The organism is Lentzea sp. NPDC058450, assembly GCF_042721395.1.
Lineage (GTDB): Bacteria > Actinomycetota > Actinomycetes > Mycobacteriales > Pseudonocardiaceae > Lentzea.
On the sequence record NZ_JBHXLO010000022.1, the window covers coordinates 135553 to 161451 of the forward strand.

Genomic DNA, 25899 nt, shown 5'->3' on the forward strand with positions numbered 1-25899 from the left:
CCTAGGACGGTGGATACCGGACGAACCACTCCTGGCCCACCGGCGCGGCTTGCGAGATCTCCAGGTCCCAGTCGGCCACCATCGCGTCGATGACCGGGCGGAACTGCACGCGCTCGACCCACTCGGGGCGCAGTTCCTCGACGCCGTAGAGCGCGCCGGCGAGGTTGCCCGCCATCGACGCCGTGGAGTCGTTGTCGCCACCGTGGTTGACCGACACGAGCAGCGCGTCGTTCGGGTTGTCGGTGGCCAGCACCGAGTACAGCGCGATGGCGAGCGCGGTGTCGCCGACGCCTCCCCTGCCCAGTTCCTCGACCTTCGCCACGCTCGGGTCGCCGGTCGCTGCCAGTTCCAGCGCGTGCTCGATGCCGGCGACGACCTCCTCGTGGCCCTCGCGGCGGACCAGCGAGTCGACGGCGACGTCCAGGGCGGCCGGCAGGGCCTTGCCGCGCAACAGCTGGTGGACGAGCACGGCGAACACGCCCGCCGACAGGTAGCCGCTCGGGTGGCCGTGGGTCAGCGCCGCGTTGGCCGCCGCGAGCGCGAACACGACGACCGGGTCCTCGTCGGTCAGGGCGACCGGGGCGACCCGCATGGCGCCGCCGCAGCCCTTGGAGTCGTTGACGGGCTTGGTGATCGTCGCCTGCTCGCCGGTGCGGGCGTACTCCTGCAACGCGCTCGTGCAGGTGAGGCCGGGTGCTCGCATCCGGAAGAGGTCCTGGTGCGAGACGAGCCAGCCGTCCGGTTCGTCCACAGTGGAGTGAACGCCGCGCGCCTTCTCCCACGGCGTCTTCTGCGTGTGCAGCCAGCGCTGGTAGGCGTTCTGGGTGATGCCGGTGAGGTCGCGTTCGCCGGTGATCCGTTCCCGCACGTGCGCGCGGATGACCGCCTCGAACGTGAACAGCGTCATCTGCGTGTCGTCGGTGATGTCCGGCTTCTCGGGCAGGTCGGTGATGCCGTCGGGGCCGTGCCGTTCATAGACGACCTCCATCGGCAGGTTCTCGGTGTTCGCGCCGAGCGCGTCGCCGATCGCACCACCGATGAGGCACCCGCGCAGCCGGGAGTTGTTGTGCGGCACCAGGAAGAAGCGCCGACCGTCGCCGTCGACCCAGCGGCTGGCCTCGCGGGTGGCGGACGGCCGTTCGGCACAGCCGCAGATCCGCATGTGCTGCGCGGCGGCGTCCGCCAGTTCCACGAAGTCGAACTCGGCCTCGAACGACCGGCCCTCGTTGATGTGGATGCGCGGCTTGGAGGCGATCAGCCTGCTCAGGATCGTGTGCAGCGGCAGGCGGATCCACTGCTCGACGCCGGCGGGCAGGCGTGACTCGTCGGTGTAGACGCGCAGCACGTCCGACTCGCTCAGCAGCACCTCGCCGGGCAGCAGCAGGTCGCCGTGCGCCGCGTGGTGGCCGAAGCCGCCCACGTCACCCTCGTAGTCGTGCAACAGCTGTTCCATCGGCGTCAGCGGGCTCACCACGACCTCCGGTACAGCTCTTCGGCGATCTCCCGGACGTCGTGCTCGGGCCCGCCTTCCAACGCACCCGCGACGGCCCGTGCCACGCCACGTCCCTCACCGCGCACGGCCTGCGCCAACGCGCCCGCGGCCGTGAACGGGTCGGCGTCCGGCGGGTCGAGCTCGTCGGTCGTGAAGAGGTGCGCGGCCAGCATGATCACGGCATCGGCAGCCGGCGAGTCCGGGCCGTGGGTGAGGGCGACGAGCTCGCGAATCCGGTCCTCGTCGAGCCGGGCGACGGCGGCGGGCAGAGCCCAGATCAACGCGCCGGGTCCCTGCGACGTGATCTTGCCGCGGTAGGTGTTCTTGCCGAGGTCGCGGGCGCCCTGCCGCGACACGAGATCGGGCTGCACGCCGGGCTCTGCGGCCCACTGCGCCAACGCCGCTGCCGGGTCCTCCGCCGAACACGCGACCAACTGGTCGACGAGTCCTGTTCGGACACCCGCGCCGAAAGCGAAACCCTGGTAGGCGGCCACGACCTGTGAGAGGCGGGGCGGCCTGATCCACTCAATGTCCCCCATCGCCGCCAGACCCTACCGGGGCCTGGCGGCGGGGCGAGAACTCAGAGGCGCTTCGCGAGCTCTTCCGCGACCTCGTAGGTGTTGAGCGCGGCGCCCTTGCGCAGGTTGTCCCCGCACACGAAGAAGTCCAGCGTGTTCGGGAAGTCCAGCGCCTGGCGGACGCGGCCCACGTACGTCGGGTCGCCGCCCACGACGTCCGCCGGCGTCGGGAACTTGCCCGCCGCCGGGTCGTCGATCAGGACGATGGTCGGCTGCTCCTCGAAGATCTTGTGAGCGGCCTCGACGGTGACCTCGCGCGCGAACGTCGCGTGGACCGACAGCGAGTGCGTGGTGACCACCGGGACGCGCACGCACGTCGCGGAGACCTTCAGGTCCGGGATGCCGAGGATCTTGCGGGCCTCGTTGCGGACCTTGAGCTCCTCCGACGACCAGCCGTCGTCCTTCAGCGAACCGGCCCACGGCACCACGTTCAGCGCCAGCGGGGCGGGGAACGGCGAGTCCTCGGCGGACAGACCGGCGGCCGCCAGAGCCTCGGCCACGTCACCCGCGACGGAACCGGCTTCCTTGCCCGCCAGCGCCGCGATCTCGGCGTACAGGCGGTCGATGCCGGACTGACCGGCGCCGGACGCGGCCTGGTAGGAGGCGACGACCAGTTCCTTCAGCTCGAACTCGCGGTGCAGGGCGCCGAGCGACGCCATCATCGACAGCGTCGTGCAGTTCGGGTTCGCGATGATGCCGCGCGGACGGTTGTCGATCTGGTCCGCGTTGACCTCGGGCACGACCAGCGGCACGTCGGTGTCCATCCGGAACGCGCCGGAGTTGTCGATCGCGATCGCGCCGCGCTCGGCGGCGATCGGGGCCCACTCGGCGCTGATCTCGTCCGGCACGTCGAACATCGCGATGTCGACGCCGTCGAACGCCTCGGGCGAGAGCGCGATGACCGTGAGGTCCTGGCCGCGCACGTTGATCTTCTTGCCCGCCGACCGCGGCGACGCGATCAGCCGCACCTCGCCCCACGGGAAGTCGGAGCGGGTGTTCATGATGTCGATCATCACGGTGCCGACGGCACCGGTCGCGCCCACCAGCGCGAGTACAGGCCCAGTCATCGTCCAGTCCCTGCGTAAACGACGGCCTCTTCGTCGGTGCCCAGGTCGAACGCGTCGTGCAGGGCACGGACGGCGTCGTCGAGCTGGGTGTCGCGGCAGATGACCGAGATGCGGATCTCCGAGGTGGAGATGATGTCGATGTTGACGCCGGCCGTGGCCAGCGCCTCGCAGAACGTCGCCGTGACGCCGGGGTGCGAACGCATGCCCGCGCCGATCAGCGACACCTTGCCGACGTGCTCGTCGTAGAGGACCTGGTCGAACCCGATCTCACCGCGGGACTTCTCCAGGGCCGCCACCGCGCGCGGGCCGTCGTCCTTGGACAGCGTGAACGTGATGTCCGTGCGGCCGGACGCCGCCTGCGACACGTTCTGCACGACCATGTCGATGTCGAGCTCCGCCTGCGCCACGACGCGGAAGATCTTGGCCGCGATGCCGGGGTGGTCGGGAACTGCCGTCACGGTGATTTTGGCCTCGGACCGGTCGTGCGCGACGCCGGTGATCATCGCCTGTTCCACGGGAAGGTCCTCCACTGAACCGGACACGATGGTTCCGGTCTTGTTGCTGAACGACGAACGGACGTGCACGGGGACGTTGTAGCGCCGGGCGTACTCCACGCAGCGGAGCATCAGCACCTTGGCGCCACAGGCGGCCATCTCGAGCATTTCCTCGTAGGTGATCGTGTCGAGCTTCTTCGCGTTCGGCACGATGCGCGGGTCGGCGGTGTAGACGCCGTCCACGTCGGTGTAGATCTCGCACACGTCGGCCTTCGTCGCCGCCGCGAGCGCCACCGCCGTGGTGTCGCTGCCGCCGCGGCCGAGCGTGGTGATCTCCTTGGAGTCCTGGGACACGCCCTGGAAGCCGGCGACGATCACGATGGCCCCCTCGGCCATCGCGTCCTGGATCCGGCTGGGAGTCACGTCGATGATCCGGGCTTTGCCGTGCGCCGAGGTCGTGATCACGCCTGCCTGCGAGCCCGTGTACGAGCGCGCTTCGGCACCGAGTGAGTTGATCGCCATCGCGAGCAGCGACATGGAGATGCGCTCACCCGAGGTGAGGAGCATGTCGAGCTCACGTGCTGGCGGCACCGGCGAGACCTGGCGGGCGAGATCGAGCAGCTCATCAGTCGTGTCACCCATGGCGGACACCACGACGGCGACGTCGTTGCCCGCTTTCTTGGTCGCGACGATCCGCTCGGCCACACGTTTGATCCGCTCGGCGCTTCCCACCGATGAACCGCCGTACTTCTGGACGACGAGCGCCACCGACCTGACCTCCTTCGCGCGACTAAAACCCCACGTCGAAGGCAGCCTACCCGGACCACCTGGTGAGACTCTGGAGCCGTGATGCGCGTGACTACTCTGTCCGGGTGTCGTCAGGTGTCGATGTCGTGGAGGCCCCAGCAGCCGTGCATGAGAGCAGTGCGCGCTCGCGGATGGCCGATGCGCTCAGACACCCGGCGGCCCTGTGGACGGCTCCGGCGCTGATCTACCTGGTCGTCCGGCAGGTCGGTCTCTTCGTCCTGCAGCTCGTCGTCGAGTACCAGAACAAGCTGACCGGCAAGACCGACACGTCCATCGGCAACCTGAAGTCGTGGGACGGCGACTGGTTCCTCGGCATCGCCGCCGGCGGCTACCACGGCGTGCCCGCGCCGCCTTATGACGCGTTCGGCCGCCGTACCGCCGAGACGCCGCTGGCGTTCTTCCCCGGCTACCCGGCGCTGATCCGGTGGGTCGACGGGCTGCCCGGCGTGGACGTGGTCGGCGCCGCGTTCGCGGTCAGCCTGATCAGCGGGGTGTTCTGCGCGTACGGGCTGTTCGTGCTCGGCCGGATCGTGCGGGACGGGTCCTCGCGCACCGGGTTGATCCTGGTGACGTTGTTCGCGGCGTCGCCGATGGCCGTCGTGCTGTCGATGACCTACTCCGAGGCGACGTTCTGCGCGTTCGCGGTGTGGGCGCTGGTGGGAGTGGTCAAGAAGCGCTGGATCCTCGCCGGGGTGTGCTGCGCGGCGGCCGGTCTGGTCCGGCCCACCGCGGCGGCGCTGATCGTCGCGGTCGGACTCGCCGCGCTGGTCGCGGTCATGGCCGACAGGCGGGACTGGCGGGCCTGGGTGGGCGGCGCGGTCGCCCCGCTGGGGCTGCTGGGCTACCTCGGGTGGGTCGGCGTGCAGACCTCGGACGTCATGGGCTGGTTCGGCGTGCAGCAGCGCGGGTGGGGGTCGAAGTTCGACGGCGGCGCGGCCACCTGGGAGTTCGCCTGGGACCACCTGGGCAACCCGCGGTCGGTGCTGGAGACCGGCACGGTCTGGTTGCTGGCGCTGGCGATCGTGCTGGTGTTCTACGCGTTCCAGCGGCGGCTCGAGTGGCCGTTGATCGTGTACGGGATCGGCGTGCTGGTGATGGACATCGGCTCCAACGGGCTGATGAATTCCAAGGCCCGGTTGTTGCTGCCGGCCTTCACGTTGTTGCTGCCGCTGGCGTTGCTGCTGGCTCGTCGCCGGCCCTCGACGGTGTTGACGGTGCTGGGCATGGCGACCCTGTTCAGCGCGTGGTTCGGGGCTTACTCGCTCGCCGTTTGGCAGTATGCGATCTGATGAACGAGCTCATCTCCGCGCGCCGCAGCCCACGCGCCTTCGACGGTGCCGCCACGATCTCCGACGCCGATCTGCGGATCCTGCTGGAGGCCGCCCGGTGGGCGCCTTCGCACGGCAACACCCAGCCCGGCCGGTTCCTCGTCGGGCATCGGGGTTCGCCGACGTTCGACGCGATCTTCGAGACGTTGACCCGCGGCAACAAGACGTGGGCGTTCCGGGCGTCGGTGCTGCTCGTCGGGTGCGTGGTCACGACCGACGAGCGCGGCGACGTCCCCAACGTCGAGTTCGGCCTCGGGCTCGCGATGGAGAACATCGCGTTGCAGGCCGTCGACCTCGGGCTGATCGCGCACATGATGGGCGGCTTCGACAAGGCGGCCGTGGCCTCGGTCTTCGGCCTGCCGGACAACGCCCGCGCCCTGGTGGCCATGGCGCTGGGACGCCAGGGCGCGCTCTCCGACCTGCCCGAGGACCTTCAGGTCCGCGAGCAGCGGGAACGCACGCGCCTGCCGTTGTCCGAGACCGTCTTCACCGGTACCTGGGGCCAGTCACAGCTCGGTTGAGAAGTACTTCGTCGCGACCTCGTTGTGCAGCGGGAACGCCAGCGGCACGCAGTCGAAGATGATCGTCCGCTCGGACGCCTCGTCGTTGGGCACGAACGGCGGCATGTCCTCGGCGTTGATGGCGGGCGCGGTGGCGAACATCAGCACCGTTCCCCCGTCCGGCGTCGACACGAAGTGCAACGGCCGCAGGTCGTCCGGTGGGATCCGCACTCCCGCTTCTTCTTCGAGCTCACGCACGGCACTCTGCTGCCACGACTCGCCGCGGTCCATGAACCCGCTGACGAACGCCAGCTCACCGACCGGCGGAATGGCCCTGCGGACCGTGAGCAGCCCCGTGCGGTGCCCGTCCTTGACCGGCACCAACAGGACTACGACGGGCGATGGGTTCGCCCACACCATGTGACCGCATCGACCGCACGCGCGCGGGTACGCGGCCGTGTCGGCGTACGGGGCACCACAGCTGTTGCAAAAGTCGTCACGCGCCATGTCCTCGAACCTAGTTCAGGCGCCTAACGAGCTTAAGGACGATCGCTCGAACGCCGAGCCAGAAGAGCGCGGCGAGGCCGAAGTTGACGATCACTCGCAACTTGGCGTCCTGCGGGTTGAAGAGGTCCTTGAACGCGAGCGAGATCGGCTCGGCCAGGGATCTGATCGTGGTGGTGATGGGGTTGTCGGGGTTGGCCCCGCCGACGGTGAGCACGACGTGGACGACGAGCACTACCGCCAGCGCGAGGCCGACCCAGCTGATGATTCCGGCGGCGATTCCGACCACACGCGTCCGCATACCGCCGGAATCTACTACTCAGTAGCGCGACACCGCTCGTGCCAGCAGACCCGTGACGATCAGCCAGAACACGGCGGCGAGGCCGTAGTTCAGGAAGACGTCGAGGTTGTAGTTGCCGGTGTTGAACAGACCGGGGAAGAACAGGGCGAGGGGCTCGGCCAGGGACTGGATGAACTTGAAGAAAGCGTTCCCCTGGTTGGCCCCCAGGATGATCATCAAGATGTAGAGCACCTCGATGAAGGCGAAGAGCGCGCCGATGCCGCTGATCACGCGGGAAGCCGTGCCGCGGCCACTGGTGGTACGTAATCTGGACATGACTGTTCAATTCCCGGCTTCGTGCAACCCAAAACTTGCAAGTTCACCTACTTCCGCAGGTGAGGCCGGTTGGAGCAACCCCAGATCCGCCGTCCGACGGCCGCCGCCGGAAGGTCGGGCAAAACGGGCGCGACCCCGCGGTGCGTCCCACGATCCGGTCTCCGAGTTCCATCGGGCCCGCAACTGTGGCTAGGCTGTCCGGCGTGTGGCGTTCCCTCCTGCTTCGCTGCCGTGACGGGGTCTGATCAGACCGGCCCCCCGTCGCGGGACTCAGCGTTGCCGCCGGTCGTTCCCGAGCAACGACCCGCAGGAGCACAGGGACCATGACCTCCAACGAGGCCTTCACCACCGTCAGCCCCGATTCGCCGGACGCCTACAGCTCCGGCTCGAGTCGGATTCGCAAGCCCTCCCGCAAGGCGCCGGAGGAGCAGCAGTCGTGGAACCGGCAGCTGGGCAGCAGCATGCCGTTCCACCGCTACCGGCCGTTCCACGAGGTCGTAGAGGTAGTCGACCTGCCTGACCGCACCTGGCCTACCAAGCGGGCCGAGAAGGCTCCGCTGTGGTGCGCGGTGGACCTGCGGGACGGCAACCAGGCGCTGATCGACCCCATGTCGCCCGCGCGCAAGCGGAAGATGTTCGACCTGCTGGTGCGGATGGGCTTCAAGGAGATCGAGGTCGGGTTCCCGGCGGCCAGCCAGACGGACTTCGACTTCGTCCGGGAGATCATCGAGGACGGGGCGATCCCGGACGACGTGACGATCCAGGTGCTGACGCAGTGCCGCGAGGAGCTGATCGCGCGGACGTTCGAGTCGCTGCGCGGGGCGAACAAGGCGATCGTCCACTTCTACAACTCCACCTCGATCCTCCAGCGACGGGTGGTGTTCCGCAGCGACCGCGACGGCATCAAGAAGATCGCCACGGACGCCGCGAAGTTCGCCAAGACCATCGAGAAGGACTACCCCGAGACCGACTTCCGGTACGAGTACTCGCCGGAGTCCTACACGGGCACCGAGCTCAGCTACGCGGTCGAGGTCTGCAACGCGGTGCAGGAGATCATCGCGCCGACGCCCGAGAAGCCGCTGATCATCAACCTGCCGGCGACGGTGGAGATGGCCACGCCGAACGTCTACGCGGACTCGATCGAGTGGATGTCGCGGAACCTGGCCAACCGCGAGGCGATCATCCTCAGCCTGCACCCGCACAACGACCGGGGCACCGGCGTCGCGGCCGCCGAGCTGGGCTACCTGGCCGGGGCCGACCGGATCGAGGGCTGCCTGTTCGGCAACGGCGAGCGGACCGGCAACGTGTGCCTGGTGACGCTGGCCATGAACATGTTCAGCCAGGGCATCGACCCGCAGATCGACTTCAGCGACATCGACGAGGTGCGCCGCACGGTCGAGTACTGCAACCAGCTGCCGGTGCCCGAGCGGCACCCGTACGGCGGTGACCTGGTCTTCACGGCGTTCTCAGGAAGCCACCAGGACGCCATCAAGAAGGGCTTCGAGGCCCTGGAGGCCGACGCCAAGGAAGCCGGGACGCACGTCGACGACTTCCAGTGGGAGGTCCCGTACCTGCCGATCGACCCCAAGGACGTCGGCCGCAACTACGAGGCCGTCATCCGGGTCAACTCGCAGTCCGGCAAGGGCGGCGTGGCGTACCTGATGAAGCAGGAGCACCACCTGGACCTGCCGCGGCGCCTGCAGATCGAGTTCTCGAAGGTGATCCAGGAGGTCACCGACACGCAGGGCGGCGAGATCAACCCGAAGGAGATGTGGGACGCCTTCGCGGAGGAGTACCTGCACGGCCGGGTGCCGATGTACCTGCTCAAGCACAAGGCGTCGTCGGACGGCAGCGGGCACGAGGAGATCACCGCGACCCTGCTGATCGACGGCGACCAGCAGGAGATCACGGGATCGGGCAACGGGCCCATCGCGGCGTTCGTGGACGCGCTCGCGTCGGTCGGGTACGACGTGCGGGTGCTGGACTACGCCGAGCACGCGCTGTCCGCCGGTGACGACGCCCGCGCGGCCGCCTACCTCGAGTGCGCCGTGGGCGACCGGGTGCTGTGGGGCGTGGGCATCGACTCGTCGACGGTCGCCGCGTCGTTCCGCGCGATCGTGTCGGCGATCAACCGCGCCCACCGCTGACGACGGACGGGGAGGACGCGTGCGGCACCAGTTGCCGCGGCGCGCCCTCCCCGTTCGCCTGCACGGCCCAGATGCCCTCTCCCGGCAGGCCGTAGGCGATGGTGTCGTTGTCGAGCCACACGACCTGGTCGTCGATCCCACGGGTCTCGGCCAGCGGTGTCTCCACCATCGTGGTCAGGTCCAGCACGTGCTGGCGCCACGGCCGCGCGCCGTCGCCCGGCACGCGCTTCTTGAACGCCACCCGCTTGCCGTCCGGTGACAGCGACGGGCACTCGGCGTTCTCCCGCACCGTCTTCGCGGACTCCTCCGTCGCGTCGCCCTGCACCAGGTACGTCTTGCCGCCGGTGCTGAGCGTCGCGTAGTAGGTGCGGTCGTCGGGGGTGAACGTGACGCCCCACCAGTTCATGTCGTTGGTCGTCTTCATGCCCGCGACCCGCGTGCCTTCGAGGTTGCTGGAGTACACCTCGGTGTCCTGGTCGTAGATCGCGGTGCGCGTCGAGAACGTCCCGGCCTGCGCGTACGAGTCGCCGGTCACGAACGTCGTCCACGACGCCATCCGCCCGTCCTCCGACAGCTTCGCCCGGTTCGGCACGCCCGCCACGGCCATGCGCTTCCGCTCGGTCAGCCCCCGGTCGACGAACACCGCCGACGTGCCGGGCAACGGGCCGGAGCCGTCCGCGAGGCAGAGTCCGTTCCCCGCTGCCGTGTAGAAGCGCTTGCAGGACAACGAACTCACCCGGCGAGGGCCACCCGGTGAGGTCAACGGCACCGAGGCCACCTTCCCGCTCACCTCGTCGACGAACATCAGCCGCCCGGACGTCAGCTCGACCGGCCCCTCCTCCACCGCGACGGAGATCTGAGCGTCCGGCGAGCGCAGGGCGTAGGCGGTGGCACCGGCGCCCAACGCGAGCACGGCCACGACGACGATCAGGATCCTCACCACGCGAACCACGTCCACAGAGCGCCGAACAGCACGGAAGAAGCGGCACGGGCCAGCACCTGCCCGGTCTGCAACAGGGCCAGACCGGACGTGCGCAGCTCGTCGGGGATCATCGGCCCGGCCACGGCCATCAGCACGCCGTCGGTGCACGCGTAGAACAACCCGTGCAGCACCAGAACCCCTACGAGCAACGAAATCCCGGACGCGCCGACCAACAGCACGTACGCGCCGGCCAGTGCCACGTGGCCCATCAGGAAGATCCGGAACCGCCCGACCCGGTCGGCGAGCGACCCGAGCGGCACGGCGGCGAGCAGGTACACGCCGGCCGTGCCGAGGGGCAGCAGGGCGATGTAGGCGAGCTCGACGTCCAGCTTCTTCTGCAGCAACAGGTAGACGAACCCGTCGCCCAAGGTCAGGAAGCCGAGCCCGCACGCGACCAGGCAGACCCGCCGGAACGGCCTGGACCGCAGCAGTCCGAACGCCGATCGCAACGACACCGCGACGCGTGGCAGCACGTCCCGGTGATCCCGCACGAACAGCACCAGGACCAGAAACCCCACGGCGGCGAAGCAGAAGCTCACCACGAACACCACGTCGTAGCGCGCGGGCAACGTCCACAAGAGACAGAACGCCACCAGCGGGCCGAGGAACGCGCCCACGGTGTCCATGGCACGGTGGACACCGAAGGCCCGTCCGAGCGCCGAGGGCTCACTGCTCAACGTGATCAGCGCGTCCCTCGGCGCGGTGCGCAAGCCCTTGCCGGTCCGGTCCCCGGCCAGCACGAGCCCCATCGCGGTGGCCGAGGTCCCGGCGGCGAGCAGGCCGAGCTTGCCCAGCGCCGAGATCCCGTACCCGAGTCCGGCCACGAACTTGCGCCGTTGCCAGCGGTCCGCCGCGTGACCGCCGGCAACGCGAACCAGTGCCGTCACACCGGTGTAGATGCCGTCGAGCACACCGAACTGCAGCGGGGAGAACCCCAGCCCCAGCACGAGGTAGAGCGGCAGGATGGCGGTGACCATCTCGGACGAGACGTCCGTGAGCAGCGACACCGCGCCCAGCGCGAGCACGTTGCCCGCGATCCTGCCGGTGCCACCCGCCGCCGGAGCTTGCCTTGCTGTTGCGATGTACACGACGGCCTCCGGCTAGCGACAGGTGAAGGGACCGGCCTTGTCGCGCACCTTGCCCGCGGTGTCGATGATCTCCCAGGAGAAGGAGCGACCGGACAGGGTGAGCTTCATGACGCCGTGGGTGTCCGCGAACCAGCTCTCGACACCCTTGCGCGGCGTGACCTCGTCGTAGAGGTAGTCACCGCCGATGCCGACGATCGCGGCACGCAGGCCGTTGGCCTCGTCGACCGAACCGCTCTTGTTCAACGGCTTCAACCGCTCGTAGTGGTGGTCGTGACCGTTGAGCACGAGGTCGGCCTTGGCGTCGGCGAACGCGTTCCACAGCGGGGCCATCACGGCCTTGTCGCCGTACTGGCCCGAGTTGAACCGCGGGTGGTGCCAGTAGCCGACGACGCACGCCTTGGTGTTCGCGGCGAGGTCGGCCTTGAGCCAGTTGAGCTGCGTCGAGTCGGCGCCGGTGTCGTACACCTTCTGGGAGTCGAACGACACGAAGTGGAACTCGCCCGCTTCCCAGCTGTAGTAGGGCTTCCCCTGCGGGTAGGCCTGCGTGCCGAAGTAGGACTTGTACCCGTTGAGGTTGTCCTCCCACTCGTGGTTGCCCGTCGCGGGATGCGTGATGTTCTTGTACTTGCCCCACGACTTGTCGTAGTGCGCCTTGAACTCCGCGAGCGTGCCGGAGTCGTACTGGTTGTCGCCGACCGTGAGGATGTGGTTCGGCTTGATCTGGTCGATCAGCTTCGCCGTCTCGTAGTGCTCGGTGTTGGTCAGCGACGCGATGTCCCCGGCGGCGACGACCGTGATGGTGTCGCCGGGCGCGGCGGGCTTGGTGGTCGCCTGCACCGCGTTGCTCGCCGGGCCGAGGTTGCCGGCCGCGTCACGCGCCTTGACGGTGTAGGTGAACGCCGTGCCGGACGCCAGCCCGGAGTCGGTGAACGAGGTGCCGGTCGGGGTGCCGACGACGCTGCCGTTGCGCAGCACGTCGTACCCGGTCACGCCGACGTTGTCGGTCGCGGCCGTCCACTGCAGACTGACCGAGCTCGACGTCGTGCCGGTCGCGGTGAGCCCGGACGGCGCGGTCGGCGCCGTGTTGTCACCGTTGGGGTTGGTCCCCCAGACCTCCAGGCCGAACATCGAGTAGCCGTAGGTCGTGCCGCGCTTGGTGCCGTAGATCCGCACGTACCGGCCGGACGCGGACAGCGCCGTCTCGTCGACGCCGCCGTTCTGCCCGGTCAGCGTCTTCTTCGTGCTCCACGACGACCCGTCGCTCGACGTCTGGATCTTGTACTCGGAGGCGTACGCGGCCTCCCAGCTGATCTTGACCTTGGCGATCGTGGCGACACCGCCGAGGTCGACCGCGATCCACTGCGGGTCGACGCCTTCGAGGCTCGCCCACCGGGTGGCGGGATCCCCGTCGACGGCGTTCGCCCCGCCGAAGGTCTCGGCCTCGACGGACGACACGGTGGTGGGTTTGTTCGCGGACAGCAGGGTGTCGGCCGCGTGCGCCGTGCCGGAGCCCACCAACTGCGGGGCCACCAGCGCGAGGAGCGCCAACGCGACACCCGTCCGGGTGCGTTTTCTGATCACTTCGTTCCTCCTGGGCAAGGGGCGGCGGCTCGAAGGATTGGTTAAGAAGCTTTCCAATTGAGTTCGGACGGTAGGGCGGCCGGAATCGGCAGGTCAACGGCAGTCGCGGCGCGACCGGCGGACCTGCCACAGGACGGCGTGCACGACCACCGCGACGCCCGCGCCCTGGATCGCACCCAGCAGAAAGCGCCTCACCCAGTCGTAAGCGCTGATCTGGCTGACCGGATCGGCCGACGACCAGACCGCGCCGATGATCACGGCAGCGCCGAGGAGGGCCCGGATCCAGTGCCGGGACGGCCCGGTCCACGCCGGCCAGTCGTGCCCTTTCGGACAGCGGGTCAGCAGGGCCACACCGCAGACGAGGACGTGTGCCCGATCACGTTGCAGAGCCGGCGCCAAGGCCGCCGTCGAAGGCAGCAACACCCGCCCTGCCAGCACCAACACCGCCGCAGCGAGGGATGCGCCGACCACGTCGTGCGCGTGCACTACCGGCAGGCAGCAACCACGTCCGGCGCGACGGCCCCCGCGACCAGCGCAGATCGACTCGGTTCCTGTGGACGCGCTGAAGAAAGCCCCTGGTCGGGATTGTTCACCTGGGTCACGTACGTTCACCGATCATGAGCACCGCAGCCAGCCTCGTCGTGCTGTTCCTGGTCGCCGTCGTGCCGTTGGCACCGACGGAGGCCGTGCTCATCGGCGCCGGTGTTCTGGCCGCGTCCGGTGAGGTGCCGCTCTACCTCGTCGTGCTCGTCGCCGCGGTGGGATGCCTGGTCAGCGACTTGATCAACTTTACCGCAGGGCGACGGATGGGCATGCGGGCCCTCGACAAGGTCAACAAGAACGCCAAGGCGCGCGCCATGGTCGTGTGGACGGCCGACCAGCTCGCGTCCAAGGGCGAGACGATCCTCATCGCCGCTCGGTTCCTGCCGGCGGGCGGCATCGTCGGGGCGTTGCTGACCGGGGCGCTGAAGTGGCCGTTGCGGCGGTTCGTGCCGGTGGCCGCGCTCGGGTCGGCGCTGTGGAGCCTCTACCCCGCGACCGTCGGGTACATCGGCGGTCAGCTGGTGGACGAGGCGTGGCTCGCGATGCTGTTGTCGTTCGGTGTCGCCACGCTCATCTCCATCCCGGTCGGCATGGCGATCCGTGCGCGCAACGCCAGCCGCACTCTCTCGTACGCCGAGGCGTCGTCGTAGAGCACCGCGAACCGGTCCGCTGCCGTCAGCAGGGCGTCCACCTCGAACGCCATCTGGGCGTCGCCGCACAGCCGTTCCAGCAGTGAGACCCAGCGCAGGTTGAAGAGCATCAACGCGTCCCGCACGCGACCGGGGCGAGCCGCGAACTCGGACCGAGTGACGACGAAGAAGCAGCCGCCGGGGAACACGCGGCGCTTCGAGTAGTCGAGCCAGCGCTCGGCCAGGTCGAGCAACGAGCCGCCGGCCACCACGACCTCGCGCGCGAAGATCTCCGCGGCCGCGTGCACCGTGCAGATCTGGAGCTCTTCCTTCGCGCCGAAGTGCGAGAACACCCCGCTCTTGCTCATGCCGAGCTCGATCGCGAGCCGCCCGATCGTGACTCCTTCGAGTCCGTCGACGGACGCGATCTCCGCCGCGCGAAGGAGGATCGAGCCACGACTGTCCATGGCACGAGGACAGCGGAAAGCCCTGGAGAAACGACCGGGGCCACCTCGAAAGGTGGCCCCGGATCGTTCACTAAGGGTTCAGCGCCTCGGTGACCGAGGCCGGTCCGACGAGCGGCACGTCGGGCGACAGGCCGTCGCCCTCCTCCACCAGGATCGGCTTTACCTCGTGCGGCTGGATCTCGCCGGACTGGATCTGCTCAGCGAAGTGGCAGGCCACCTTGTGCCCCGGCTTGAGCTCGCGCAGCGCGGGCCGTTCCGTGTCGCACCGGGTCGCCTGCCGCCACGGACACCGGGTGTGGAACCGGCAGCCGTTCGGCGGGTTCGCGGGCGACGGCAGGTCACCCGCGAGCAGGATCCGTTCGCGCCGGTCCTCGACCACGGGGTCGGGCACCGGGATCGCCGACAGCAGCGCCCGCGTGTACGGGTGCAGCGGCTCGGCGTAGAGGTCCTCGGAGGTGGCCTCCTCGACCAGGCCGCCGAGGTACATCACGCCGACGCGGTCGGAGATGTGCTTCACGACGGCGAGGTCGTGCGCGATCACCAGGTAGGTCAGGCCGAACTGCTCCTGGAGCTCCTCCAGCAGGTTCACGACCTGGGCCTGCACCGACACGTCCAGCGCGGACACGGGCTCGTCGGCGACGATCAGGTCCGGGTTGAGCGCCAGCGCCCGCGCGATGCCGATGCGCTGCCGCTGACCGCCGGAGAACTCATGCGGGTACTTGCGCAGCGCCGTCGTCGGCAGGCCCACGGCCGTGAGCAGCTCGCGCAGCCTCTTGGACGTGGACTCCTTGCCCTCGTCCAGGTCGTGCGCCCGCAGGCCCTCGACCAGGATCGACTCCACCGACTGGCGGGGGTCCAAAGAGGACAGCGGATCCTGGAACACCATCTGGATCCGGCGCCGCATCTTGCGCAGCTCCTCGCCCTTCAGCGCCGAGAAGTCCTGCCCGTCGAAGATCATCTTGCCCGCGGTCGGCTCGTTGAGCCGCAGCATCGCCCGCCCGAGGGTGGACTTGCCGCAGCCCGACTCGCCGACGAGCCCGTAGGTCTCGCCGCGCTTGATCTCCAGGTCGATGCCGTCCACCGCGTAGACGTGGCCGACGGTGCGGTCGAAGAACACCCCCCGCTTGATCGGGAAGTGCACCTTCATGTCCTGGACGGAAACCAGGGTCTCGCTCATACCGGCACCTCCTCGGCGGCGGGAGTTCCCGGCACGACCGGGTTGTGGCAGCGGAGCAGACGGCCCAGCTGGTCTTCCTCGGCCGGCGTCTCCGCACGGCAGACGTCCAGCGCGTTCGGGCACCGGGGAGCGAACGCGCAAGCGCTCGTCCACGGGATGTTGTCCGCGACGGAACCCCTGATCGGCGTGAGCTTCTCGCCCCGCCCGGCGTCCAGGCGCGGGATCGAGGCCAGCAGGCCGTGCGTGTACGGGTGGCGCGGCTCCGAGAAGAGCGGGTGCCGCGGCGCCTTCTCGACGACCTTGCCGCCGTACAGCACGTTGACCTCGTCGCACAGCCCGGCGACGACACCCAGGTCGTGGGTGATCATCACCAGTGCGGTGCCGAGGTCCTGGACCAGTTCCTTCATCAGCGTGAGGATCTGGGCCTGGATGGTCACGTCCAGCGCCGTCGTCGGCTCGTCCGCGATCAGCAGCTTCGGCCGGCACGCCAGCGCGATCGCGATGAGCGCGCGCTGCCGCATGCCGCCGGAGAGCTGGTGCGGGTACTCCTTGAGCCGCCGGTTCGGGTCGGGGATGCCGACCTTGTCCAGCAGGTCCTTGGCCTCGATCATCGCTTCCTTGCGGGCCAGGCCGCGGTGCCGTTCGAGCACCTCGGTGACCTGCAGGCCGATCGGGATGACCGGGTTGAGCGACGACAGCGGGTCCTGGAAGACCATGCCGAGCTCGCTGCCGCGCTTGTCGCGCATCTGCTTGTCGGAGAGCTTCAGCAGGTCCGTGCCGTCGTACTTGACGGTGCCGGTGATCTTGGCGCCGCGCTTGGGCAGCAGACCCATGATCGCGAGCGACGTCACGGACTTGCCGCAGCCCGACTCGCCGACGAGCCCGACCGTCTGGCCGGGCTCCACGTCGAAGCTGACGCCGTCGACCGCGTGGAACGGTTCCTCGCCCTTGCGCTGGAACACGACGGAGAGGTCACGAACTTCGAGCAGTGCCACGACGACTCACCGCCTGTTCTTCGGGTCGAGGGCTTCACGCAGGGTCTCGCCCATGAGCGTGAACCCGAGCGCGACGATGATGATGCAGATGGCGGGGTACGCGGCGAGCTGCGGATGGGTGTCGAACACCTTCTGCACGTCGCCGAGCATCTGACCCCACTCCGGGATCCGGTCGTCCGGGTTGCCGAGGCCGAGGAACGACAGCGCGGCCGCCTCGATGATCGCCGTGGCGAGCACCAGGGTGGACTGGACGATCACCGGGCCGAGCGAGTTCGGCAGCATGTGCCGGAACACGATCGCGCCCTTCTTCACTCCCAGCGCCGTCGCGGCCAGCACGTGGTCGCTGTGCCGTTGCGCCAGCATCGAGCCTCTGAGCAACCGCGCGAACACCGGGATCTGCACGATCGCCACCGCGAGGATCACGGTGAACTGGCTGGGCCGCGCGAACATCGCCGCGATCGAGAACGCCAGCAGCAGCGACGGCAGCGAGAGCATGACGTCGACGACGCGCATGACGACCGAGTCGACCCAGCCGCCGAGCGCGCCCGCGAGCGTGCCCAGGATCAGGCCGCCGGTCAGGCCGATGATCGTCGCGCCGATGCCGACGATCAACGTCTGCTGCGAGCCGATCAGCAGGCGCGACAGGAAGTCGCGGCCCTGCAGGTCGCCGCCGAGCGGGTGGCCCGGCTGGGCGGGCGGGATCTCGTTGCGCGCCTTGACGACCTGGTCGATCAGCATCGGGCTGGACGGGTCGTGCGGTGCCAGCCACGGCGAGAGCAGCGAGACCGCGACGAAGATGCCGATGATCACCGCGCCGGTGAGGAACACCGGGCTGCGCTTGAGCCGCTTCCACGCGCTCGCCGCGAGCGAGACGCCCGCGGTCTCGGCGAGACCGTCGATCTTTTCCTTCTTGCTGGAAACACCCAGAGCCACTGGTCTCACCTCGTCCTGATGCGCGGGTCGATGAGCGCGTACGAGAGGTCGACCAGCAGGTTGACCACGACGTAGACGCTCGTGGCCATGATGATCAACAACAGCAGCACCGGGTAGTCACGCCGTTCGAACCCGATGGCGAGCGCTTCACCGACGCCGGGGAAGCCGAACACCTTCTCGGTGAGCACCGCGCCGGACAGCAACGCACCGGTCTGCAGGCCGATCGTCGTGACGACCGGGAGCATCGCGTTGCGCAGCACGTGCCGGCGGCGGATCACCGGAGCGGTGAGGCCCTTGGACTCGGCGGTGCGCACGAAGTCCTCGTCGAGCACGTCGAGCACGGCCGCGCGGGTGATCCGGAAGATCACCGCGAACGGGATCGTGGCGAGCGCGATCGACGGCAGGATCAGGTGTTCCAGCGCGTTGAACGTCGCGTCCCACTCGCCGGTGATGATGCCGTCGAGCGTGAAGAAGCCGGTGACGCGGGTGGCGTCGATGGCGTCCTGACGACCGCTCGAAGGCAGGCCGAGCGCGGACGAGGCGACGCCCTTGAGCACGAAGGCCAGGAAGAACACCGGCACCGCGACGCCGATGAGCGAGCCGACGACGCTGAGGTTGTCGAAGATGCCGCCGCGGCGCTTCGCCGCGAGGTACCCGAGCGGAACACCGACCGCGATCGCGATGAGGATCGCGAAGAAGCTCAGTTCGAGCGTCGCGGGGAACCGCGTCAGGAAGATGTCGAGCGCCGAGTCACCGGGCTGAACACCGGTGGAGACGCCGAAGTCACCGGTCGCCGCGCGACCCAGGAACTTGAAGTACTGGAGGACGATCGGTTGGTCGAGGCCGAGCTGCTTGGTGAGCTCCGCTGCCTTCTCCGGAGTAGAACGATCTCCCAGGAGGGCCGAGACCGGCCCTCCTGGGAGTACGCGCAACCAGGAGAAGAGCAGCAGCGAGAGCACCAGCACCACGCCGACCAGCTGGACCAGCCGTCGAATGGTGTAGCGGAGCACTTGAGCTACCCCGTTGTTCTCTTGTGGTGGGAGCTAGTCAGGCTCAGCCCTTGGAGACTGGGCCGAACTTCTCGTCGGTCAACGGGCTGGGCACGAGACCCTTGACGTCGGACTTGAGCACCAACGCGGGCGGGGAGTGCGAGATCGGGATCGCCGGAAGGTCCTCTTCCATGATCTTCTTGTTGATCTCTTCGTACAGCTTGGTGCGGTTGGCCTCGTTCGGCTCGGAGTTGGCCTTGGCCAGGTCCGCGGCGAGCGTGGCGCCCCACGGCGACACACCGGTGTTGAAGCGGTTGTCGGTGCGGCCGAAGAACGTGCCGACCCAGTTGTGCGCCGTGCCGTTGTCGCCGGTCCAGCCGAGCAGGAACAGGTCCGGGATACCGCCGTCGACGTCGGTCAGGTAGCCACCGTTCCACGGCTTGGTGACGACGTCGATCTTGATGCCGGCGGCCTGGAGGTCACCGGAGATGGCGCCGAACAGGTCCTTCGGGGACGGCATATACGGACGCGTGACCTCGGACGGCCAGTAGAACTTCAGCGTCAGGTCGGTCGCACCGGCCTCGGCCAGCAGCGACTTGGCCTTGTTGACGTCGTAGCCGACGGCCTTCAGGTCCTTGTTGTAGCCGTTGACGGTGTCCGGCATGAACTGCGTCGCGACCTTGGCGCCCTCGGGCAGCTGCGACTTGACCAGCTGCTCGCGGTTGATCGCGTACTGCAGCGCCTGGCGGACCTTGAGGTCGGCGAGCTTCGGGTTGTTCTTCTGGTTGATGCCCAGGTAGAACACGTTGAACGCCGGGCGGATCGCCACGTTGAAGCCGTCGGTCTTCAGACCGGCCCAGTCCGCCGCGTTCGGCAGGTCGTAGCCGTCGATGTCGCCGGCCTTGAGCGCCTGCTTGCGGGCGGTCTCGTCCGGGATGATCTTGAAGACGATCTTGTCCAGCTTGGCCTTGTTGCCGTGGTAGTTCTCGTTCTTCACGAGCTCCACGGTGTTGTTGGCCTTGTCGTACTTGCCGAACTTGAACGGACCCGTACCCGTCGGGTGCTCGTTCGCGTAAGCCGGGAAGGTGAACGCGTCACCGGCGGCCTGGACGTTGTCCGCGTCGTACTTCTGCAGCGCCGTCGGGCTGGAGATCGAGAACGACGTGAAGCCGAGGACCGACGGGAACTGCGAGGTGACCTCGTTCAGCTCGACCACGGCGGTCTTGGCGTCCTTGGCCGTGCAGGACTTGTACAGGGAGGGCTTGTCCGGCGTGCCGGCGAACCCACCGAAGTTGTCCAGCCAGTACTGCGAAACGGCGTCGGACTGGCCGGCGCCCTTCTGGTTGTACCAGCGGTTGAAGTTGAAGCAGACGGCCTCAGCGTTGAAGTCCGTGTCGTCGTGGAACTTCACGCCCTCCTTGAGGGTGAACGTCCACGTCTTGCCGTCCGCGGAGGGCTCGTACTTCGTGGCGAGCGCGGGCTCGACCTCGGCGGTACCCGGCTTGAAGCCGACCAGGCCCTCGTACATCTGGCGGGCGACCCGGAAGGTCTCGCCGTCAGTCGCGTAGAACGGGTCGAAGAGCTTCGGCGCGCCGGCGGCGCCGAAGGTCAGCGTGCCGCCTTCCTTGCCGCCGCCGCCAGAGTCGCGCTGGGATTGCGCGCAACCGGACAGGGCGAGCGCGCTGACGCTGAGGAAGCCGATCGCGGCAACCCAACGGCGGCGAGCCGTTACTGAGTGGACCATCAAACACCCCTTGGACAATCCGCACATCTCACGGTGTGGTCGCCGACCATAACCGTTGTTCATACCCCCTCCGGGGTTACTCAGGTCACGATCCGGCCACTAGACCAGGCATTCTGATACGTCCGGCGCACGGCCGCTGACCCAACGTGAGCACGGCAGATGCGTCGAACGCTCTCCTAGGCTGTAGAAACAACACGACACGCGGAGGAGGTCGCATGAGCAGATCGGTCGAGTTCCGCGTGCTCGGCCCCCTCCAGGTACTGCTCGACGGTGAACCGCTGCTGGTCAGAGCCGGTAGGCAGCGGGCGTTGCTGGTGTCGCTGCTGTTGCGCGCGGGCACGTCGGTGACCGTGGACGAGCTGGCGGTCAACGTCTGGGGCGAAGATCCGCCCGCACGGGCACGCGCGACCCTCCAAACGTATGTGATGCGTCTCAGACAACTGCTCGGGCCGTCCGTGCCGATCCGGACCGTGCCCGACGGCTACCTGATCGACGTGGACGAGAAGAACATCGACCTGATGCGCTTCGAGCCGTTGATCGACCAGGGCGAACAGGCTCGGGCCGCCGGAAATCTGGGGGCCGCGTCGGCCTCGTTCGCCGCGGCGCTCGGTCTGTGGCGAGGTCCGGCCCTGGTCGACGTGCCGTCCGGGCTGCTGCACCGCGACGAGGTCCCGCGGCTCGACGAACGCCGTCTGCACGTGCTGGAACGCCGGGTCGAGGTCGACCTGGAGCTCGGCCGGCACGGTGAGCTCGTCGCCGAGCTGTCCCGGCTGACCAGCGAACACCCGTTGCGCGAGCGGTTCTGGGCGCAGCTGATGGTGGCGCTGTACCGGTCGGGCCGGCAGAGCGAGGCGCTGGCCGCCTACCAGCGGGTTTCGCGCCTGCTGGGCGATCAGCTGGGCATCGATCCCGGTGACGAGCTGCGGCGGGTGCACGGCCAGGTCCTGTCCGGGTCGATCGACTCGGTGACGGTGTCCTCGGGTGCGCCGGTGGTGGCCGCGAAGCCGGAACGGGTCGTGCCGTCGCAGCTCCCGGCCGACATCCCCGACTTCGTGGGCCGCGACGAGGCGGTGTCGCTGATCGTGGCGTTGCTGCGGACCGCCCAAGGTGTGCCGGTCGTCACGCTGGCCGGACCGCCCGGGGTCGGCAAGACGGCGCTGGCCGTGCACGCGGCGCACCGGATGCGCGCGGACTTCCAGGACGGTCAGCTGTACGTCAACCTGCGCGGATACGCGCCGGGGCCGCCGTTGAGCGCGGTCGACGTGCTGCCGCGGTTCCTGCGGGCGCTGGGCACCGAGGCTGACCAGGTGCCGCTGGACCAGGACGAGCAGGAGGCGATGTTCCGGTCGACGCTGACCGGTCAGCGCGTGCTGTTGTTGCTGGACAACGCGTCGTCGGCCGAGCAGATCCGGCCGTTGCTGCCGGGGTCGCCGGGGTGCGCGGTGCTGGTGACCTCGCGCGACACGCTGCGGGGGCTCGCCGTCTCGCACGCGGCGTCGAACGTGCGGCTCGACGTCCTCGACTGGCACGAGACGAAGTCGTTGCTCGCGGGCATCCTCGGCGCCGACGAGGTGGCGTCCCAGGAGGACGCGGCGCTGGAGCTGGCCGCTCTCTGCGCGCACCTGCCATTGGCTTTGCGTATCGCAGCCGCGAACCTCGTGTCGCGTCCGGAGCTGTCCATTGCGGACTACGTGGAGGAGCTGCGGGCGGGCAACCGCCTCGCCGCGCTGGCCGTCGAGGGCGACGAACGGGTCGCGGTGCACGCGGCGTTCGACCTGTCCTACACGGCCCTGAAGCCCGAGCTCGCGCAGATGTTCCGGCTGCTGTCGCTGGTGCCCGGTACGGACTTCACGCCGGAGATGGCCGCCGCGCTGTCCGGTCTGACCACACAGGACGCTCGCCGTCGCCTTGATCGCCTGGCCACCGCGAACCTGATCTCGAACCACGCGCCGTCCCGCTACCAGTTCCACGACCTGCTGCGGGACTACGCGGCCGAGCGCCTGGCGTTCGAGGAGGGCCGGGCGGACTCGCGGCTCGCGTTGCGGCGGCTGCAGGACTGGGCGGTCCGCTCGGTCGACAACGCCACGGCCGCGATGAAGTCGACGCTGTTCCGCTTCCCCCGCCCGGCATCGCTGGACGGTGTCGTGCCGCGCGCGTTCAGCACCTCCACCGAGGCCCTGACCTGGCTCGACGTCGAACGCGCCAATCTCGTCGCACTGGTCGCGCACTCCGTCGAACGCGACCCGGAGAACTCGCCGTGGCAGCTGGCCGACGCCCTGCGCGGCTACTTCTACACGCAGGGTCTGACGGCGGAGTGGAAGGAGACCGCCAAGGCGGGGCTCGTGGGCGCCCGCGCGCCCAGGGACGAGCTCGGCCAGCTCGCGATGCTGTCCTCGCTGGGCACGCTGTACTGGGTGACCGGGCAGCATCGCAACGCACTCGGCTACTACCAGCAGGCCATCGCGCTGCAGGAACGCATCGACCTGCCGGAGGCCGAGGCCGCCGTGCTGTCGAACGCCGGCAGCGTCCTGATCGACCTGGGCGAGCTCGAACACGCGGCAGACCACCTGGAGCGCGCGCTGGTGATCGCCCGCCAGATGGGCGCGTTGCAGGTGCTCGCCAACGCGTTGTTCAACCTCGGCGGCGTCTACATGCAGCTCGGCCACCTCGCGCCCGCCGCCACGACGTTCGAGGAAGCCCTGGAAGTCGGCACGCGCATCGACTCGTGGATCACCCAGGCGAACTCCATGCGCGCGTTGGGCGAGGTCTACGCGTATCGCGGCGAACCAGAGCTCGGCGCGTCGTACTTCGTGCGCGCGAGCGACCTCTACGAGCGTGCGGCGGCCCGGAACTTCGGCCACACCCAGCACGAGGGCATGGCCATCACGCTGATCATGCGCGGCCGGTTCGAGGAGGCGGCCGTCGAAGCCGCTGCGGCGATGCGGATCGCGCAGGACCTGGAGAACGTGAAGAGCGTCTGCGACGCGCGGAACCTCCTCGGCCGCGCGCTGGAAGGCGCCGGCAGGTACTCGGAGGCCGCGGAGCAGCACTCGTCGGCGCTGGCAATCGCGGTGGAGACCGGGTACTCGTGGGGCGTCTGCTCGGCACGGCGCGGGCTGGCCTCGTCGTACCGCGCGGCCGGGCGGTACGAGGATGCGCTGGCGATGGCCACCTCGGCGTTGGTCGAGGCGGGCCGGTCGCAGTTCCGGCAGGCGGAGATGGAGGTGCTGCTCGTGCTCGGGCGCACGCACCTCGACACGTCAGATGCCGCCGATGCCTTGGAATGCGCTCTGCGCGCGGTCGCGGTCAGTTCGGACTCCGGCAACCGGTGGGTGCTGGGGCGCGCGTGGCAGCTGGCCGGTGACGCCTCGTTCGCGTTGGGAGACTTGGCTTCCGTGCGTTCGCAGTGGGCCTCGGCGTTGGACGTCTTCGACGCCATCGGGACGCCGGAGGCTTCAGTAGTGCGCGCTCAGCTGCTCGACGTGACAACGTAGTCGGCCCGTTGCCTGGTCTCGTCGACGGCGAACCAGCCTCTTTCGTACTGCTGCCAACGGATGAAGTGCTCCCGCTGGTGTTCGCCGTCTCTGCGCGTTGCTCGTTCCAGCCTGGCTCTCTCGTCCTCGAAGTCGACGAAGATGGTCAGGCTGACCCTGGTATTTGCTTTCCTGGCCGAGGAAAAGCCCTCCAGGATGATGGTCCTTTGTGGAGTGACGTGGACTTCCTCGCCCGCCGCCACGCACGGAAAGCCTTGGGACCAGTCGGTTTTCCGGTAGCTGGCCGGTTCGTCGCGCTCGATCCGGTCGAGTGCTTCCTGCAGCCGTGACCACCACTTCGTCGTGGGGTCGTCCCAGGTCGCGAAGTGGTCGGTGCTGATGAGCTGGGCCTGCAGCTGTTCGGCGAGGTGTCTCGCGAACGTCGACTTGCCGGCGCCCGACGGGCCGTCCACCGCGACCAGGCGGGTGCCGCCCAGCCGCGGTGGGGCCTTCGCTACATGCTCCGGCGACCAGATAGCGCACGCCCGAGCGTCAGTTCGTCGGCGAACTCGAGATCGCCGCCCATCGGCAACCCGCTGGCCAGACGCGTGACCGTGAGCCCGGGGAAGTCCCTGAGCATCCGCACGAGGTAGGTGGCCGTGGCCTCGCCCTCGGTGTTCGGGTCCGTGGCGATGATGACCTCGGAGATGTCGACGCCGTCCGTCGCCGTCCCGATGCGGTTCAACAGCTGCCGGATCCTGAGCTGGTCGGGGCCCACTCCGCTGAGCGGATCGAGCGCGCCACCCAGCACGTGATAGCGCCCCTTGAACTCCCTGGTGCGCTCGATCGCCTGGACGTCCTTCGGCTCCTCGACCACGCAGACCAGGCTCAGGTCGCGCTTGGGGTCGCGGCAGATGCGGCACCTGGTCTCGGCGGACACGTTGCCGCAGACGTCGCAGAACACCACGCCTTCCTTGACCTTCTGCAACGCGCTCTGCAACCGCTCGATGTCAGCGGCTTCCGTTGCCAGCAGGTGAAAGGCGATGCGCTGGGCGCTCTTGGGTCCGACGCCGGGCAGCCGGCCCAGCTCGTCGATCAGGTCCTGTACCGGGCCTTCGTACATCTCTTAGCCGAGCAATCCGCCGAGGCCACCCTGGGCGAGCGGACCGAGCTTCTGCTCGACCAACTGCTGCGCCTTGGTGTTGGCGTCCCGGACGGCGGCGACCACGAGGTCCTGGAGGGTCTCGACGTCCTCGGGGTCCACGATCTTGGGGTCGATGACGACGTCCACCAGCTCGCCGCCGCCCGTGACGGTGGCGGTGACCAGGCCGTTGCCCGCGTTGCCGGTGATCTGCGTTTCGGCCAGCTGCTGCTGGGCTTCCGCCATCTGCTGCTGCATGGACTGGGCCTGCTGGAGAAGGGCCTGCATGTCGAACTGACCGGGTTGCACCGCTGGTCCTCTCGGTGGGGTGGTTCAGTGGATGTGTCCAGCGTACGGGCTTGGCGCTGCGGGTTTCCGGCGGTGGGCGAGTTGGTGCGGGCGAGTTCCTGTTTCAAGCGCGGGGCTCTGCCCCGGACCCCGCCAATCTGATCAAAAGCCGGGGCCAGCGCCCTCGGCGGGTTGATGGCACGCCTGTTCGTGTTGGGCGGCTGCCGGTTGCGTTGGTGCTTGCGTTGGTGGGGTGGCTTCGTCACGAGTCGAGCCAAGAGCGGGCCACATCAGAGGAGGGGTGTCAAACCGCCGAATAGAGTGGCGGTTTTACAC

Annotated in this window: 24 protein-coding genes and 1 pseudogene; 5 read left to right on the top strand and 20 right to left on the bottom strand. The window is 68.7% G+C overall.

All coding sequences use genetic code 11. The features are described 5' to 3' along the window. Position 1: 1 nt before the first annotated feature. From ACFWNN_RS29665 to ACFWNN_RS29680, 4 genes are read right to left on the bottom strand one after another with little or no spacing between them, the layout of a single operon-like run. Positions 2 to 1471, bottom strand: coding sequence for an ADP-ribosylglycohydrolase family protein (locus ACFWNN_RS29665; protein WP_382443215.1), 1470 nt, complete (start codon positions 1469 to 1471; stop codon positions 2 to 4). After that, positions 1468 to 2031 (bottom strand): hypothetical protein, encoded by a 564-nt coding sequence (locus tag ACFWNN_RS29670; protein ID WP_382443216.1) that lies wholly within the window; start codon positions 2029 to 2031, stop codon positions 1468 to 1470. The genes ACFWNN_RS29665 and ACFWNN_RS29670 overlap by 4 nt, the downstream gene beginning before the upstream one ends. 41 nt (positions 2032 to 2072) lie before the next feature. Next, a complete protein-coding gene (locus ACFWNN_RS29675) occupies positions 2073 to 3137 on the bottom strand; it encodes an aspartate-semialdehyde dehydrogenase (protein ID WP_382443217.1) in 1065 nt (354 codons plus the stop codon). Further along, the gene (locus ACFWNN_RS29680) at positions 3134 to 4399 is read right to left on the bottom strand and encodes an aspartate kinase (RefSeq protein WP_382443218.1); all 1266 of its coding nucleotides are present in this window, start codon (positions 4397 to 4399) and stop codon (positions 3134 to 3136) included. Before ACFWNN_RS29680 ends, ACFWNN_RS29675 begins: the two co-directional genes overlap by 4 nt. 104 nt (positions 4400 to 4503) lie before the next feature. Here ACFWNN_RS29680 and ACFWNN_RS29685 point away from each other — a divergent pair, with 104 nt between their 5' ends. Next, positions 4504 to 5727 (top strand): hypothetical protein, encoded by a 1224-nt coding sequence (locus ACFWNN_RS29685; protein WP_382443219.1) that lies wholly within the window; start codon positions 4504 to 4506, stop codon positions 5725 to 5727. Continuing rightward, positions 5727 to 6287, top strand: a complete 561-nt coding sequence (locus ACFWNN_RS29690) for a nitroreductase family protein (RefSeq protein WP_382443220.1) — start codon at positions 5727 to 5729, stop codon at positions 6285 to 6287. The genes ACFWNN_RS29685 and ACFWNN_RS29690 overlap by 1 nt, the downstream gene beginning before the upstream one ends. On the opposite strand, the gene ACFWNN_RS29695 is transcribed toward ACFWNN_RS29690, so the two are convergent. Genes ACFWNN_RS29695 through ACFWNN_RS29705 form a run of 3 tightly spaced genes read right to left on the bottom strand, consistent with a single transcriptional unit; the run spans position 6273 to position 7386 of the window. After that, positions 6273 to 6773 carry an NUDIX domain-containing protein gene (locus tag ACFWNN_RS29695; protein ID WP_382443221.1) on the bottom strand — a complete coding sequence of 167 codons (501 nt, stop codon included), beginning with the start codon at positions 6771 to 6773 and terminating at the stop codon, positions 6273 to 6275. The genes ACFWNN_RS29690 and ACFWNN_RS29695 overlap by 15 nt on opposite strands. A gap of 10 nt (positions 6774 to 6783) precedes the next feature. Next, the gene (locus tag ACFWNN_RS29700; protein WP_382443222.1) at positions 6784 to 7071 is read right to left on the bottom strand and encodes a hypothetical protein; all 288 of its coding nucleotides are present in this window, start codon (positions 7069 to 7071) and stop codon (positions 6784 to 6786) included. Between the two features lie 18 nt (positions 7072 to 7089). Next, on the bottom strand, positions 7090 to 7386 hold the full coding sequence (locus ACFWNN_RS29705; protein WP_382443223.1) for a hypothetical protein: 297 nt from the start codon (positions 7384 to 7386) through the stop codon (positions 7090 to 7092). A gap of 323 nt (positions 7387 to 7709) precedes the next feature. On the opposite strand from ACFWNN_RS29705, the gene leuA reads away from it, so the two are divergent. Beyond that, positions 7710 to 9533 (top strand): 2-isopropylmalate synthase, encoded by a 1824-nt coding sequence (gene leuA / locus ACFWNN_RS29710; protein WP_382443224.1) that lies wholly within the window; start codon positions 7710 to 7712, stop codon positions 9531 to 9533. Here leuA and ACFWNN_RS29715 read toward each other — a convergent pair. From ACFWNN_RS29715 to ACFWNN_RS29730, 4 genes are all read right to left on the bottom strand, one after another. Then, the gene (locus ACFWNN_RS29715; protein ID WP_382443225.1) at positions 9514 to 10473 is read right to left on the bottom strand and encodes a hypothetical protein; all 960 of its coding nucleotides are present in this window, start codon (positions 10471 to 10473) and stop codon (positions 9514 to 9516) included. The two genes, leuA and ACFWNN_RS29715, sit on opposite strands and share 20 nt — an antisense overlap. Further along, positions 10470 to 11603 (bottom strand): MFS transporter, encoded by a 1134-nt coding sequence (locus ACFWNN_RS29720; protein ID WP_382443226.1) that lies wholly within the window; start codon positions 11601 to 11603, stop codon positions 10470 to 10472. Before ACFWNN_RS29720 ends, ACFWNN_RS29715 begins: the two co-directional genes overlap by 4 nt. Positions 11604 to 11615: 12 nt before the next feature. After that, entirely contained in the window at positions 11616 to 13184 is a 1569-nt protein-coding gene (locus tag ACFWNN_RS29725; RefSeq protein ID WP_382443227.1) for a discoidin domain-containing protein, read from the bottom strand. Between the two features lie 93 nt (positions 13185 to 13277). Next, positions 13278 to 13670 carry a hypothetical protein gene (locus tag ACFWNN_RS29730; RefSeq protein WP_382443228.1) on the bottom strand — a complete coding sequence of 131 codons (393 nt, stop codon included), beginning with the start codon at positions 13668 to 13670 and terminating at the stop codon, positions 13278 to 13280. Positions 13671 to 13801: 131 nt separating this feature from the next. Here ACFWNN_RS29730 and ACFWNN_RS29735 point away from each other — a divergent pair. Beyond that, a pseudogene (locus tag ACFWNN_RS29735) lies at positions 13802 to 14221 on the top strand (DedA family protein); the annotation flags it as partial. Between the two features lie 20 nt (positions 14222 to 14241). On the opposite strand, the gene ACFWNN_RS29740 reads toward ACFWNN_RS29735, so the two are convergent. The 6 genes from ACFWNN_RS29740 to ACFWNN_RS29765 form a co-directional block, all read right to left on the bottom strand. Next, complete coding sequence (locus tag ACFWNN_RS29740; RefSeq protein WP_382443229.1) at positions 14242 to 14823, bottom strand: TetR/AcrR family transcriptional regulator; 582 nt, start codon at positions 14821 to 14823, stop codon at positions 14242 to 14244. Positions 14824 to 14893: 70 nt separating this feature from the next. Next, positions 14894 to 16000, bottom strand: a complete 1107-nt coding sequence (locus ACFWNN_RS29745) for an ABC transporter ATP-binding protein (RefSeq protein ID WP_382443230.1) — start codon at positions 15998 to 16000, stop codon at positions 14894 to 14896. After that, positions 15997 to 16995 (bottom strand): ABC transporter ATP-binding protein, encoded by a 999-nt coding sequence (locus tag ACFWNN_RS29750; RefSeq protein WP_382443231.1) that lies wholly within the window; start codon positions 16993 to 16995, stop codon positions 15997 to 15999. Before ACFWNN_RS29750 ends, ACFWNN_RS29745 begins: the two co-directional genes overlap by 4 nt. 6 nt (positions 16996 to 17001) lie before the next feature. Continuing rightward, positions 17002 to 17928, bottom strand: coding sequence for an ABC transporter permease (locus tag ACFWNN_RS29755; protein ID WP_382443232.1), 927 nt, complete (start codon positions 17926 to 17928; stop codon positions 17002 to 17004). A gap of 5 nt (positions 17929 to 17933) precedes the next feature. After that, complete coding sequence (locus ACFWNN_RS29760; RefSeq protein ID WP_382443233.1) at positions 17934 to 18938, bottom strand: ABC transporter permease; 1005 nt, start codon at positions 18936 to 18938, stop codon at positions 17934 to 17936. Between the two features lie 43 nt (positions 18939 to 18981). Continuing rightward, positions 18982 to 20661 (bottom strand): ABC transporter substrate-binding protein, encoded by a 1680-nt coding sequence (locus ACFWNN_RS29765; RefSeq protein WP_382443234.1) that lies wholly within the window; start codon positions 20659 to 20661, stop codon positions 18982 to 18984. 215 nt (positions 20662 to 20876) lie between these two features. Here ACFWNN_RS29765 and ACFWNN_RS29770 point away from each other — a divergent pair, with 215 nt between their 5' ends. Next, the gene (locus ACFWNN_RS29770; RefSeq protein WP_382443235.1) at positions 20877 to 24155 is read left to right on the top strand and encodes a BTAD domain-containing putative transcriptional regulator; all 3279 of its coding nucleotides are present in this window, start codon (positions 20877 to 20879) and stop codon (positions 24153 to 24155) included. Here the strand turns inward: ACFWNN_RS29770 and ACFWNN_RS29775 are convergent. The 3 genes from ACFWNN_RS29775 to ACFWNN_RS29785 are packed head-to-tail and all read right to left on the bottom strand — an operon-like array spanning position 24131 to position 25563. Further along, positions 24131 to 24607, bottom strand: a complete 477-nt coding sequence (locus tag ACFWNN_RS29775; protein WP_382443236.1) for a uridine kinase — start codon at positions 24605 to 24607, stop codon at positions 24131 to 24133. The two genes, ACFWNN_RS29770 and ACFWNN_RS29775, sit on opposite strands and share 25 nt — an antisense overlap. Before the next feature lie 41 nt (positions 24608 to 24648). Then, positions 24649 to 25257, bottom strand: coding sequence for a recombination mediator RecR (gene recR / locus ACFWNN_RS29780; protein ID WP_382443237.1), 609 nt, complete (start codon positions 25255 to 25257; stop codon positions 24649 to 24651). A gap of 3 nt (positions 25258 to 25260) precedes the next feature. Then, the gene (locus ACFWNN_RS29785) at positions 25261 to 25563 is read right to left on the bottom strand and encodes a YbaB/EbfC family nucleoid-associated protein (protein WP_382443245.1); all 303 of its coding nucleotides are present in this window, start codon (positions 25561 to 25563) and stop codon (positions 25261 to 25263) included. Positions 25564 to 25899: the final 336 nt, after the last annotated feature.

Excerpts from the sequence above, each read along its gene's own strand:
- ACFWNN_RS29670 (WP_382443216.1), bottom strand. The coding sequence starts at position 2,031 with ATGGGGGACATTGAGTGGATCAGGCCGCCCCGCCTCTCACAGGTCGTG.
- ACFWNN_RS29675 (WP_382443217.1), bottom strand. The coding sequence starts at position 3,137 with ATGACTGGGCCTGTACTCGCGCTGGTGGGCGCGACCGGTGCCGTCGGC.
- ACFWNN_RS29690 (WP_382443220.1), top strand. The coding sequence starts at position 5,727 with ATGAACGAGCTCATCTCCGCGCGCCGCAGCCCACGCGCCTTCGACGGT.
- ACFWNN_RS29695 (WP_382443221.1), bottom strand. The coding sequence starts at position 6,773 with ATGGCGCGTGACGACTTTTGCAACAGCTGTGGTGCCCCGTACGCCGAC.
- ACFWNN_RS29700 (WP_382443222.1), bottom strand. The coding sequence starts at position 7,071 with ATGCGGACGCGTGTGGTCGGAATCGCCGCCGGAATCATCAGCTGGGTC.
- ACFWNN_RS29705 (WP_382443223.1), bottom strand. The coding sequence starts at position 7,386 with ATGTCCAGATTACGTACCACCAGTGGCCGCGGCACGGCTTCCCGCGTG.
- leuA (WP_382443224.1), top strand. The coding sequence starts at position 7,710 with ATGACCTCCAACGAGGCCTTCACCACCGTCAGCCCCGATTCGCCGGAC.
- ACFWNN_RS29740 (WP_382443229.1), bottom strand. The coding sequence starts at position 14,823 with ATGGACAGTCGTGGCTCGATCCTCCTTCGCGCGGCGGAGATCGCGTCC.
- ACFWNN_RS29745 (WP_382443230.1), bottom strand. The coding sequence starts at position 16,000 with ATGAGCGAGACCCTGGTTTCCGTCCAGGACATGAAGGTGCACTTCCCG.
- ACFWNN_RS29765 (WP_382443234.1), bottom strand. The coding sequence starts at position 20,661 with ATGGTCCACTCAGTAACGGCTCGCCGCCGTTGGGTTGCCGCGATCGGC.
- ACFWNN_RS29770 (WP_382443235.1), top strand. The coding sequence starts at position 20,877 with ATGAGCAGATCGGTCGAGTTCCGCGTGCTCGGCCCCCTCCAGGTACTG.
- recR (WP_382443237.1), bottom strand. The coding sequence starts at position 25,257 with ATGTACGAAGGCCCGGTACAGGACCTGATCGACGAGCTGGGCCGGCTG.
- ACFWNN_RS29785 (WP_382443245.1), bottom strand. The coding sequence starts at position 25,563 with ATGCAGGCCCTTCTCCAGCAGGCCCAGTCCATGCAGCAGCAGATGGCG.